10 protein-coding genes and 1 pseudogene are annotated in these 11955 nt (G+C 61.1%); 1 reads left to right on the top strand and 10 read right to left on the bottom strand.

Annotated features, from left to right (window positions below; all coding sequences use genetic code 11):
• Together JHD62_RS19925 and JHD62_RS19920 are read right to left on the bottom strand one after the other, a co-directional pair.
• Positions 1-243 (bottom strand): annotated as a pseudogene (locus tag JHD62_RS19925) (shikimate kinase); the annotation flags it as partial.
• Positions 244-397: 154 nt separating this feature from the next.
• Positions 398-1417: a LacI family DNA-binding transcriptional regulator gene (locus JHD62_RS19920; protein ID WP_199104345.1), complete on the bottom strand. Its 1020-nt coding sequence runs from the start codon at positions 1415-1417 to the stop codon at positions 398-400.
• Between the two features lie 192 nt (positions 1418-1609).
• On the opposite strand from JHD62_RS19920, the gene JHD62_RS19915 reads away from it, so the two are divergent.
• Positions 1610-2464, top strand: coding sequence for an endonuclease (locus tag JHD62_RS19915; RefSeq protein WP_131360765.1), 855 nt, complete (start codon positions 1610-1612; stop codon positions 2462-2464).
• 137 nt (positions 2465-2601) lie between these two features.
• On the opposite strand, the gene JHD62_RS19910 is transcribed toward JHD62_RS19915, so the two are convergent.
• From JHD62_RS19910 to JHD62_RS19875, 8 genes are all read right to left on the bottom strand, one after another.
• Positions 2602-3024: a hypothetical protein gene (locus JHD62_RS19910; protein WP_199104344.1), complete on the bottom strand. Its 423-nt coding sequence runs from the start codon at positions 3022-3024 to the stop codon at positions 2602-2604.
• Between the two features lie 248 nt (positions 3025-3272).
• The gene (locus JHD62_RS19905; RefSeq protein ID WP_199104343.1) at positions 3273-4265 is read right to left on the bottom strand and encodes a C45 family autoproteolytic acyltransferase/hydolase; all 993 of its coding nucleotides are present in this window, start codon (positions 4263-4265) and stop codon (positions 3273-3275) included.
• Positions 4266-4327: 62 nt separating this feature from the next.
• Positions 4328-5782, bottom strand: a complete 1455-nt coding sequence (locus JHD62_RS19900; protein ID WP_199104342.1) for a biotin carboxylase — start codon at positions 5780-5782, stop codon at positions 4328-4330.
• 125 nt (positions 5783-5907) lie between these two features.
• The gene (locus JHD62_RS19895; RefSeq protein ID WP_199104341.1) at positions 5908-6849 is read right to left on the bottom strand and encodes a carbon-nitrogen hydrolase family protein; all 942 of its coding nucleotides are present in this window, start codon (positions 6847-6849) and stop codon (positions 5908-5910) included.
• A 258-nt stretch (positions 6850-7107) separates the two neighbouring features.
• Positions 7108-7803 carry a response regulator gene (locus JHD62_RS19890; RefSeq protein ID WP_045848029.1) on the bottom strand — a complete coding sequence of 232 codons (696 nt, stop codon included), beginning with the start codon at positions 7801-7803 and terminating at the stop codon, positions 7108-7110.
• Complete coding sequence (locus JHD62_RS19885; protein ID WP_199104340.1) at positions 7800-10496, bottom strand: DUF4118 domain-containing protein; 2697 nt, start codon at positions 10494-10496, stop codon at positions 7800-7802. The genes JHD62_RS19890 and JHD62_RS19885 overlap by 4 nt, the downstream gene beginning before the upstream one ends.
• An 80-nt stretch (positions 10497-10576) precedes the next feature.
• Positions 10577-11155: a potassium-transporting ATPase subunit KdpC gene (gene kdpC, locus JHD62_RS19880; RefSeq protein WP_199104339.1), complete on the bottom strand. Its 579-nt coding sequence runs from the start codon at positions 11153-11155 to the stop codon at positions 10577-10579.
• Positions 11156-11184: 29 nt separating this feature from the next.
• On the bottom strand, positions 11185-11955 hold a 771-nt coding region (locus tag JHD62_RS19875), incomplete at its 5' end, for an HAD-IC family P-type ATPase (RefSeq protein WP_199104338.1).

The following is an 11955-nucleotide window of genomic DNA, read 5'->3' as shown; positions in this document are numbered from 1 at the left end:
GGCCAGCACCACGGCTTTTTGCTCTCTTCTAGCCGTTGCCAGTTGCGCGGCCAGTTGTGCCAGCCAGCCGGCGCGGTCGGCGTCGGTCAGGGCAATGCCTGCCTGCATGCGGGCAATGTTTTCCGGTGGATGAAAGCGGTCGCCTTCGATGTAGGTTGATGACAGGGCGGCAGCCAGTGCCTGGCCCAGGCTGCTCTTGCCGCAGCCGGCCACGCCCATCACCACAATGTTCGGAGTTTTCATGTTAGCGCTAACAAATTGAGGTAAAAAAATTTGCCTGAGCAATCTGGCGCGATGTTAGCGCTAACAACATCGGCGCGGCAATCAAATCATGTGCTGCATGGCAGCAATGCCAGTACGGGCAGACAGGGGGCTTGCAGCTTGTGCGGGACGGCGCTCAGGAACTGCCGCGTATCTTGAGCTGGAAGCCTAGATCCAGCTTTTGCGACGTCATGGCTTCGCCATTCAGCTGTTGCAGCAACAGGCGTGCGGCAGCCGCGCCAATGTCAAAGCGTGGCGTGGCAATGCTGCTGAGGGCGGGGGTGGTCCAGGCGGCGGCTTGCAGGTCGTTGAAGCCGCCGATGGCCAGTTGTGCGGGCACAGCGATGCCGCGTTGCTGGCAACGGGCAATCGCGCCGATGGCCAGGTCGTCATTGCAGCAGAAAATACCGTCACAGTCAGGGTGGGCAGCCAGCAGCGCATCCAGCATGTCGGCACCCATTTGCATGCTGGAAGGGGAAGGATTCAGCCATTCCAGCGCCGGGTCGTGACAGCTGGCTTCTTGCAATGCCGAACGATAGCCATGCAGCCGCTTGATCACCCGTTCGTCCAGCTGTGCACCCAGAAAGGCGATACGGCGCTTACCGCGCGCAAGCAGATGGCGGGTCATGCTGGCACCAGCGGCTTCCTGGGAAAAGCCGACACAGGGCCTGTCGTCTTCACTCAAGTCCATCATGTACACCGCGGGCAGTGCCTGCTGCGCGACGATCTGGCGGAAGGCGGGCAACTGGTTCAGCCCGGTGACCAGCAGGCCATCCGGGCTGTGCTGCAAATAGGCACGCAACAGGGCCAGCTCTTCGTCGTCGCTGTAATGAGTATTGCCGATCAGCATCTGGTAACCGGCAGGCTGCAAGACTGACTCGATACCAGCCAGTGCATCAATGAAAACGGTATTGCTCAGTGAGGGAATCAGCACCAGTACGGTATGGGAGCGGGCCGAGGCCAGCTGGCGCGCAGAACGGTTGGGCACATAGCCCAGCTGTTCCACCACCTGCAGGATTTTCTCACGCAGGGCGGGAGACACGCGCTCTGGCGAGTGCAAGGCGCGAGAGACGGTAATGGCACTGACACCGGCGGCCTGGCCGACATCATGCATGGTGACGCCAGTGCCGGAACGCAAGCGGGGTTTTCTGGACATGCGGGACCTGATCTGCTGTGAATGGCCAGGCCAACTGGCCTGATGGCGGGATTGTAACGCAGGCGGCGTGCCGGCTGCTGGCAGATCTATACCGCAGATGGTTTGAAAATGGACTGGCTGCGGTTATAGTGCCCCTCCCTAAAGTACAGGATGTGGCCAGTACAAAATGGCATGATGCTGGCCTTGCCAACAATGAGAAAACTGGTATTAGCCGTCTTGCTACTGGCGCTGGGCGCTTGTGACAAGGACGGGGCGGTAAAACTGCCGCGCGAAGTGAAAACACTGGCCCAGTTGGGCGAAACAGTCGTGCGCCAGCTGGATGTAAGCGGCACAGGCCAATCCGCACGGGCGGATCGGGCTCAGGACAAGGTGGAGCTATCGCCACTGGTGCGTGGAGAAAAGGCTGTTGGGCACCGCGACTTCATCGCCGCCAAACGTGTATTGCCCAGGGTATTTGCCGGCATGCAGCAGGATTTCTACTGCGGTTGCTCATATGAGGGCAAAGAGGTGGACTGGCTGTCCTGTGGCTATGTGCCACGCAAGAATCCGGAGCGGGCCAAGCGTATCGAATGGGAACATGTGGTGCCTGCCTGGGTGCTGGGACATCAGCGCCAGTGCTGGCAGGCAGGTGGACGCAAGAATTGCGCGACCAATGATGCGGTTTTCCGGCAGGCGGAGGGGGATCTGAACAATCTGGTTCCGGCCGTGGGCGAGGTGAATGCCGATCGCAGCAATCTGTCCTATGGCGCCTGGGCCAAGCAGCCGACACGCATTTACGGCCAGTGTGGCACGGTGGTGGACTTTGCCGGCAAGCGGGTGCAACCGCGCGAGGAAGTGCGCGGGCGTGCTGCCCGCATCACCTTGTACATGCATCAGCGCTATGGTTTGAACATGAGCCGGCAGGACCGGCAACTGATGTGTGCCTGGGCAAGGCAGTACCCGGTGGATAGCTGGGAGACACGCCGTAATGCGCGCATTGTCAGCCTGCAAGGGGAGGGCAATTATCTGGTCAGCCAGCCGCAGCGGCTGGCGGAACTATGCCAGTAAGCGCCGCTGACAAAACCCCTGTTGTTGCGTTGCGCCTCCTTGCCGTACCCTGGTAGTGTCGGCGTCGGCGCGCCTTGTCCCAGGGACACTACGCTATTTTGTCAGCCGCTCTGACTCAGAACGGCTGACAGCCAGACTTACCCGGCGGCGGTTTTGCGACGGCGGCTGGTGGCAGGCTTGCTGCTGGCTGCCGGTTCGGTCTGTGGTGCAGCGCTGTCGGCCTTGCCGGCTTGTTCCGGGCTGCTGGCTTCTGCTGCTTCCACACTGGTTTCAACCACAGCTACCGGTACTGTGCTGCTGTTGTCGGCACGCAGGTCCGGGGCGATCTCGGTCAGCAGCTGCTCCAGCAGCTTGCTGCGGGCGGCGATGTGGTGATCAAATCGCCAGTCTTTCAGCAGGTCGAGGGCAACTTCGAAATAGCGCATATCGATCTGGTACAGGCTGCCGAGGTCAAAAGCACGTCCCATTTCCAGCGCCGCTGCCAGATCCTTGAGTACCTGGACTTGTTCCGGGTCCTGGTTTTCTTCAATGAATCGACGGATTTTCTTGGCGGCATTCATGGTAATGATCCTTGCTGGTACGGTGTATTACTGAACGGAGCAGTCATAACAACTGTACATAAATGTTGTAAAAGCAAGGCACAGTCTGCCACAGGCAATGCGAATAAATTATTACCTTTTCATGACAAATAGTCATTCTGTCATGATTTAACCCGATTTTTCATGCTGTATGGATGTGTCGGCTTGTGATCAAACAGGATTGCAAGCCAGCAGCCACAGCAAGACATCTGCGCTGGCTGCCGCTGGCATTACAGGCTGTGATTGGCATCAAAGCGCACGTTCAGCACGCCTTCCTGCACATCAAGGCAGTATTGCGGCCAGCGCATGTCTGGCCACAACAGTTCGGCCATCAGGGTTTGAGGATGGTAGGCCGCCGTGTAGAGCGTGCCATAGCCACGCCCATAGGCGGTCTGGAACAAGGGTGGCCGCAACAGGGTCCGTACCACCTCATCCGCATGCTTTGCCTTGCGCACCCCCTGGCTCAACATCCATTCACGTTCTTCTGACAATGTCGCCCTGGCATGGGCCTGCCATTCCACCCCATGCTGATGGTTGGCCACCGCCGGGCGATGCACCACTTCGGCCGGCCGGTCCGGTGCGACAAATACCGTGGCCCAGTGGCTGTGCTGGTCCAGCAGGCTGATGTTGTAGGTCATGTGTACCGGCAGCCGCTGCAGGATGGCTATGGCTTCGGCGGTGTTGCTGGCTACCTCCAGCAGGTAACGCAGCACCAGCGGAATGCCGAAACCTTCGCCCACTGCCGTGCGCCCGCCAAAGGACAGGGAAACGGCGAGGCCGTCTTCGTTGATGCCATCCAGCGCGCCCCACAGGCAGTCACTCATCACCAGCACCTGGCGGCCCAGCCAGCGTGTAGCCAGCCAGCTGCCTTCCAGCAGGGCTGGAGCGTAGTCGTAATTGCGTGCCAGAACAGGCACTTCCTGCCCGGTCGGGTCCAGCCAGACGGCCTGCGAACAGCCGGTGATATAGGATGGCGGACACCATTGCGACAGGAAGCGGGCTTCCAGATCGCCACCGCCAGCCAGTTCGCACAATTGCTGATACAGCCCGGACAGCTCCGGCATGTGCTGGCGCAGTGCGCGCCGTCCTGCCAGGTAAGAGGGCCGTGCCCGGTAGCCATCGCGCAGGAACCACTGCTGATAGGCGGGCCAGCGTAATTGAAACAGTGCTTGCCAGCGTGCTCCCGGCGTATCTTCTCGTATCGCTTCAAATGTACAGCGCATGTGTCTCACTGGGGCTGAGGCCACCGCCGTGCTGCAGGCGACTGCCAGGTTGTTAGCGGGGACTACAGGATCTTGAAGGCACCGGGTGCAGGCAGGCTTTCATCATGCACTGCCATGATGGGCTTGGCCGCATAGTATTTCTTGATGCCGGCTATCCAGTGGCGCGCGCGGTCATTGAGTGCAAAGTCGTCGCTCATCGAACGGCCGCGGGTAATCAGGATGCCCAGGTCCGCCCCCTCATAACGATAGTCGCCCGGCCCGCTGATGCGCAGGAAAAAGGCTTCGTTTTCCGACTCGATATCCTGGCGCTTGTAATCGAAGCGATGGTAGGACACCGAGCCGTCTTCTGCCATGCGGTAGATGCCGGTGGCCGGGGCATGGGTGATGATGTCCACATTGTTGGCGGTATGCTTGATCACCAGCTGGCTCCAGCTGTCGATGAAGGCCGGGTTGGCCCAGCGGGCGTTCAGTTCTTCCACATCCAGTTCAAAGTCGATGCCGGAAAATTCCAGCAGATGGAACAGGAACAGCGGCACATCGGCATAGGCAAAGGCTGCGTGGTTGGTCATCGGGCTGGCACCGCAAATGCGCGGATTCAGCTCGCCCAGGTAGACTTCGTCAGTGTCCTTATCGATCAGGAAGTCCAGATCGAAATAGCCACGGTAGCCTTCAGCCATCAGCTGGTTGCCAAAACGGTAAGCCATTTCGCGTGCCTTGGCGCGTACTTCTTCACTGAAGGCGCCGGGGAAGATTTCATTGCCGCACCAGCCGCCGCGATAGGGGGTCAGCTCCGGTTCGCCCACCACCTCGGTAAGCAGTGGCCCCACCAGGGTGCCGCTGCGGGTGGCACAGGCTTCCAGCGTGGCACCACGGCAGTTGATGCGCTTCATGATCTTGACCTCAGGGTCCTGGATGATGTCCTGGGCGTGGCGGTCGAAATCGGCTTCGCTGGAAATGAAGAAGGTGGTGTGGCCGGAGTCGCCAAAGGCGGTTTGCACTACCAGCTGTTCGCCCAGGCCATGCGCGTCGGCGATCTCGCGCAGGTGGGCATAGCTATCCACCTTGCACAGGGCGTTGGGGACAGAGGGCACTCCGGCCTTGTTGCCGATGCGGACGGTTTCCATCTTGTTGTCGCAGCGCTCGCGCAAGCTGGCGCTGGGAAACCATACTTCGATGCCCAGTTCATGGCATAGCCGTTCGGTTTCTGCATCGAACATCAGGAATACCGCCACCGGTCGACCTCCGGCGCGCTCGACATAATCCACCACGTCCTTGTGCTGCAGCAGGTAGTTATTGATGTCTTCGATGGACTGGAATTCTTCGTGCGGCAACTGTGGCGGCACAAAGACATTGGGGTGGCGGCCATCGAAACAGTCGATGTAGTTGATGTATTTGAAGCGGTTCACCCACTGGTCTATGCCCAGCAAATTGAAATTGGTGGCGCTGATGAAGTAGATCGGCCGTTCATTGCGGTGAAACAGCAGGCGCAGATCGGAAATATTACTGACTTTTTGCATGGTTGGTTCTCCCTGAACGGCTCGCGGTGGTGTTTTTGCTGTCTGGTGCTGCCGGCTGGCGGTTGATATGGATTGCAGCCACTGCCGGCAATGGCGCAGCCAGCGCATGGCCATGGCACTGGCTATCATTGCGGGTCTTGCTCATTGCCTGACGTGGCCGGTAGGGCCGGGTTGTCCGGCACGGGGCCGCCTGGGCCGGACAGCCCGCTCTGGTCGTGGTCGCCCGGTTTGACCAGCGGCCCCAGCGTATGCAGGAAGCCATCCACCCCGCTGTCGCGCTGATAAACGGGGAATTCACACCGGCGATCGCGAAAGCTCTTCAGGGGCTGGCCCAGGCCACGCAGGCCGCGTTCGCGTTCGCGCCTTACCTTGTCGAAATCCACTTCCACCGGGATGATTTCCGCGCCCGACCCGGCCTGGTGCAATACATGACCGGACGGGTCCACCACGATGGAGCGGCCCGTGCCGCCATCGCCCACGCCGTTGATGTCTAAGAAATACAGCTGGTTGGTGGCGGCAGAGGCGCAGGCAATGGCCAGCTCCACCTCGCGGTCTATGGTGTCGGTCATGGTGGGGTGCAGGATGACTTCCGCCCCCATGGCTGCCAGGGTGCGGGTGGTTTCCGGAAACCACATGTCGTAGCAAATGGAGATGCCGAAGCGGCCTGCACCCGGTACGTCAAACACCACAAACCGGTCACCGGCGGTAATGCCTTTTTCGTAAGGCAGGAAGGGAAACAGCTTGCTGAAGCGGGCGATGACTTCGCCCTGCGGGTTGATGACCGGGCTGGTATTGAAAATGCAGCCATCACGCTGTTCGAACAGCGAGCCGGGAATCAGCCATACGCCATGGCGCGCGGCAATCCGGCACAGCCGCTCTTCGGCCTCTCCCGGCATGGTTTCGGCACGCAGTGGATTGGGGCCGTAGGCTGCCAGCTCGGAAAACAGCACCATATCCACCCAGGGAAAACGGTGTTTGACATGGGCGACGTAGTGCCCCATGCGGGTGATGTTTTCTTCGAAGGCGGAAACCGGCATCTGGATGCCGGCAATGGCGAAGCGTTTCAAGGTCTCTCCCGATTGATGACTGATGCGCGATACCGGGTGGCAGGCGTTTCAGTGGTGGCTGGGAGAGCAGTCTACAAATGCGGGAAGTCGGCCAGAAATAGCCGATTTCTGATTATGCTGGCAGGAAATGGCTGGTCGATTGCCAGGGATTTTTACTTGATATGTCAGGTGAAAATGGCGGCCATCCGGAAAATGCCATGCAGGCCGGGACAGCCGCCAAGCGCACTGTGGGGCGGCTGGCCGGGCAAGCCGCAGTAGCTAGCGTTCGAGCAGGCGGTAGCCCACGCCGGTTTCAGTGAGGATGTGCTGCGGCATGGCCGGGTTGTCTTCCAGCTTTTGCCGCAAATGTCCCATGTAGACGCGCAGGTACTGGTTGTGCTCGGAAAAGGATGGCCCCCATACCGCCAGCAGCAGTTCGCGGTGGGTGATGACCTTGCCGCTGTTGCGGATCAGGGTAGCCAGCAAGCGGTATTCGATGGGGGTGAGGTGGATGGGGTTGCCATGCTTGCTGACGGTGCGGTTGACCAGATCCACTTCGATGGGGCCAAAGCCAAAGGTTTGCACCGGGGCGGCACTGCCCTGGTTGCGCCGCCGCAGCAGGACACGGATACGCGCCATGCACTCGGCCACGCCAAACGGTTTGGTCAGGTAGTCGTCGGCACCGGCATCCAGCGCCAGTACCTTTTCCGTTTCCTGGGTACGGGCGGAGAGCACCAGAATGGGCAGGTCGGTCCACTCGCGCAGCTGGCGGATCACTTCAATGCCGTTCATGTCCGGCAGGCCCAGGTCCAGTATCACCAGGTCCGGTTTGCGGGTGGCCACTTCAATCAGGCCTTGCTTGCCGGTTTCGGCTTCGTGCACCACCCAGTTGTCGCCATCCAGTGCCGAGGCCAGAAAACGGCGGATGGGTTTTTCGTCCTCGATGACCACCAGGTGGACAGGTGTTTCACTCATGGCTGGATTTCCTCGTCGCCGGGCAGGGCCGGCATCTGGCTGACCGGCAGGGTAAAGCAGAAGGCGGCACCGTGTGGCTGGCGGTTGCTGGCGGTAATCTGGCCGCCGTGTGCTTCGACAATGCTGCGGCAGATGGCCAGGCCAAGGCCCACACCCGGTGTGGTGGATTCGCTGTTGCCGCGGCTGAATTTGTCGAACAGTTTTTGTTCCAGTCCACTGGGCAGGCCGGGGCCGTCATCCTGCACGCAAACGCGTATTGTAGCGCCCTCCGGCTGGGCCAGCAGGGTGATATGGCTGCCGGGCGGCGTATATTTGGCCGCGTTTTCCAGCAGGTTCACCAGTACGCGCTCAATCAGCACGGCATCGTATTCCAGCACCGGCAAATCACTGGCCAGTGCCACCTCCAGCTGATGTCCTTGCAGATTGCGCTGGCAAGCCCGCAGCGCGCTGCCCACCACGTCATCCAGCAGTTGCCAGGCCTTGTTGAGTTTGACGCCGGATTGCAGCCTGGCCATGTCCAGCAGATTGGTCACCAGATGGTTCATGCGCAGCGATTCTTCCTGGATGGACTGGGCAATGCTGGCTTGTTTGCGCGCATCCACCTGACCTTCCGCCAGCAGGCTGGAGAGGCCGACCAGCGTGGTGAGCGGGGTGCGCAGGTCGTGCGAGATGACGGACAGCACGCTGTTGCGCAAGCGCTCGGACTCCATGGCGACAATGGCGTCCTGTGCCACCTCGACGTAATGCACCCGTTCCAGCGCCAGCGCAATCTGTGCCGCGCAGGTTTCCAGCAGGCGTTGCTGTTCCGGCAGGAAAACCTGATCCACTTGTTCCGGCAACACGGCCAGCACGCCGCGATTACGCATCGGCGCCTTGAGTGGCAGGTAGAGCATGGCATTGGAGGGCAGGGTCTGGGTGCCAAGGCCGGCGGCCTGCTGCTTGTCGTAGACCCATTGCGCCACGCCCAGATCGGCCTGCGCCGTGCTGTCGTTTTCGGCGCGCAGCTGTTCCTGGCTGTTGGGGGTGAGCAGCACGATGCTGGCATTGAACAAGGGTTGCAGGCGGCTGACGGCGATGTCGATGATCTGGTTGGCGGTCAGGGCCGCTGCCAGCTCGCGGCCCAGCTCGTACAGCGCGCGGGTACGGCGTTCGCGATAGGTGGCGATATTGGCTTCAAAGCGCAGCCGGGCCGCCAGCTGGCTGATGATCAGCGCCACGGCAAACATCACGGCGAAGGTGAGCAGATACTGGGTGTCGGATACCGACAGGGACAGCCGTGGCGGCACAAAGAAAAAGTCGAAGGTGGCCACCGATACCAGCGACGCCAGCACGCCGGGGCCGCGGCCAAAGCGTACGGCAATCAGCACCACGGCCAAGAGGTAGAGCATCACCACATTGGACAGGTCAAAAAACGGCGTCAGCAGGCTCACCAGACCGGTGGTCAGCAGACAGGCCAGCAAGGCAGCCACATAGCCGTGGCCATGCTTTTGCCGACTGGCTTCACCAAACAGCAGCCGGTTGAAACCTTCCTGCGGTGCTGTGCTGTCCGGGTCGTGCTCGTGGGATACCACGTAGACATCGACATCATCTGCCTGCCGCGTCAGCTGTTCCAGCAAGGGTTGGCGCAGCAGGCGGCGCAATGGGCCGGCCGAGGACTTGCCCACCACCAGCTTGGAAACATTGCGGCTGCGCGCATAGGCCAGCAGGGTGGCGGCCAGGTCGCTACCGCCCAGTACCGTGGTTTCCGCGCCCAGTTCCTGTGCCAGCTTCAGCCCCTTCATGATGCGGGCACGCTGCGCTTCCGGCAGGCGTTGCAGTGCCGGGGTTTCCACAAATACGGCAATCCAGTCGGCATCCAGGCTGGCGGCCAGCCGCTTGCCGCTGCGCACCAGCTTTTCCGTACCGGGGCCATGCCCCACGCAGATCAGCAAGCGTTCGCGCGCATGCCATACCGGCTTGATTGACTGGTCGGCGCGGTAGGCACGCATTTGCGCATCCACCCGGTCAGCGGTGCGGCGCAAGGCCAGCTCGCGCAGCGCCAGCAGATTGCCCTTGCGGAAGAAGTTTTTTACCGCCCGTTCGGCCTGATGTGCCAGATATACCTTGCCGGCAGCCAGTCGCGCCAGCAGTTCGTCCGGCGGCAGGTCTACCAGCGAAACTTCTTCGGCCTGATCGAACACATGGTCGGGCAGGGTTTCGCGTACCACGATGCCTGTGATCTGGCCCACCACATCGTTCAGGCTTTCCAGGTGCTGCACATTCAGCGTGGTGTAGACATCGATGCCGGCGGCCAGCAACTCTTCCACGTCCTGCCAGCGTTTGCTGTGGCGTGAGCCGGGTACATTGGAGTGGGCGAACTCGTCCATCAGGATCAGTTCCGGCTGGCGTGCCAGTGCGCTGTCCAGATCAAACTCGGCCAGACTGCGCCCCTTGTATTCAATCTGTGTGAGGGGCAGCACTTCAAGCCCATGCAATTGCGCTTCGGTTTCCTTGCGGCCATGCGTTTCCACCACGCCCACCAGTACCTTGCAGCCTTCTTGCTGGCGTACACGGGCAGCACTGAGCATGGCGAAGGTCTTGCCCACACCGGCGCAGGCACCAAAAAAGATTTTCAAACGGCCACGTTGGGCGGCCAGTTCATCCTGCTTGATGGCATCGAGCAGGGCATCGGGATCGGGTCGGGTATCAGTCATCGACTTTCTTTTTCTGGCCGGTCGCAGCCAAACCGCGCAGCGGCCCCGCCTTCCTGGATGGCTGGGTCGCTGCGCGATGTTTACTTGGCGCCCAGGCTGTCCAGTGCCAGGTTGAGCGCCAGCACATTGACACGCGGTTCGCCCAGGAGGCCGAAGGTTTCGCCAATGATGTGGTCATCCACCAGCTTATGCAATCGGGCCAGCGGCATCTGGCGTGCTGCAGCGACACGCTCCATCTGGTAGTAGGCGGCAGCGACGGAGATGTCCGGGTCCAGCCCGCTGGCGGATGCGGTTACCAGATCAACCGGTACGGTTGCCGTCTGGGTGGGATGTGCCTTGCGCAGGCGTTCCAGATTGCCTTTGACAGCATCCAGTTGGGCCGGGTTGGTGGGGCCCAGGTTGGAGCCGCCGGAACTGCCGGCATTATAGGCTTGCGGGCTGGTGGCGGAGGGGCGGCCCCAGAAATACTGCTTGCCAGAGAAGTTCTGGCCGATCAGCTGCGAGCCGATGATCTGGCCGTTTTGCTCGATCAGGCTGCCATTGGCCTGATACGGAAACAGCAACTGGGCGAGGCCCGTGGTCAGCAGCGGATAGGCCAGCCCGGTGATGGCCGACAGGATGACAAACAGCACCAGTGCCGGGCGCAGGGTTTTGAGCATGATGATTTCCTTTATGTCAGGGGCGGGGGTCAGACCAGACCGGCCGCGCCCAGCAGCATGTCGATCAGCTTGATGCCGGCAAAAGGCAGCAGCAGGCCGCCCAGGCCGTAGATCAGCAAATTGCCGCGCAGCAGTTCGGCTGCGCTTCTGGCGTGGTATTTCACCCCTTTGAGTGCCAGCGGAATCAGGAACACGATGATCAGCGCATTGAAGACCACGGCGGACATGATGGCCGAGGCCGGGCTGTTCAGGCCCATCACGTTCAGCGCGCCCAGTTGCGGATAGGTGCTGGCAAAGGCAGCCGGGATGATGGCGAAATACTTGGCCACATCATTGGCAATGGAGAAGGTGGTGAGCGAGCCGCGGGTCATCAGCATCTGTTTGCCGATTTCGACAATCTCGATCAGCTTGGTCGGGTTGGAGTCCAGATCCACCATATTGCCGGCCTCTTTTGCCGCCTGGGTGCCGGTGTTCATCGCCACCGCCACGTCGGCCTGGGCCAGCGCTGGTGCGTCATTGGTGCCGTCTCCGGTCATGGCCACCAGCTTGCCTTCGGCCTGATGGCTGCGAATCAGCTTGAGCTTGGCTTCCGGCGTGGCTTCGGCCAGAAAGTCGTCCACCCCGGCCTCGGCGGCAATGGCGGCGGCGGTCAGCGGGTTGTCGCCGGTGATCATGATGGTCTTGATGCCCATCTGGCGCAGCTCGGCAAAGCGCTCCTTGATGCCGCCCTTGACGATGTCTTTCAGCTCGATCACCCCCAGCGCACGATTGCCTTCGGCCACCAGCAGCGGGGTAGAACC

This window comes from Aquitalea sp. ASV11 (assembly GCF_016429185.1).
Classification (GTDB): Bacteria; Pseudomonadota; Gammaproteobacteria; order Burkholderiales; family Chromobacteriaceae; genus Aquitalea; species Aquitalea pelogenes.
Note: the sequence above shows the minus strand (reverse complement) of the source record. Positions and strands in the feature narration are given on the sequence as shown.

Coding starts and splice junctions, on each gene's coding strand:
- JHD62_RS19920 (WP_199104345.1), bottom strand. CDS start 1,417: ATGTCCAGAAAACCCCGCTTGCGTTCCGGCACTGGCGTCACCATGCAT.
- JHD62_RS19915 (WP_131360765.1), top strand. CDS start 1,610: ATGAGAAAACTGGTATTAGCCGTCTTGCTACTGGCGCTGGGCGCTTGT.
- JHD62_RS19910 (WP_199104344.1), bottom strand. CDS start 3,024: ATGAATGCCGCCAAGAAAATCCGTCGATTCATTGAAGAAAACCAGGAC.
- JHD62_RS19905 (WP_199104343.1), bottom strand. CDS start 4,265: ATGCGCTGTACATTTGAAGCGATACGAGAAGATACGCCGGGAGCACGC.
- JHD62_RS19900 (WP_199104342.1), bottom strand. CDS start 5,782: ATGCAAAAAGTCAGTAATATTTCCGATCTGCGCCTGCTGTTTCACCGC.
- JHD62_RS19890 (WP_045848029.1), bottom strand. CDS start 7,803: ATGAGTGAAACACCTGTCCACCTGGTGGTCATCGAGGACGAAAAACCC.
- JHD62_RS19885 (WP_199104340.1), bottom strand. CDS start 10,496: ATGACTGATACCCGACCCGATCCCGATGCCCTGCTCGATGCCATCAAG.
- kdpC (WP_199104339.1), bottom strand. CDS start 11,155: ATGCTCAAAACCCTGCGCCCGGCACTGGTGCTGTTTGTCATCCTGTCG.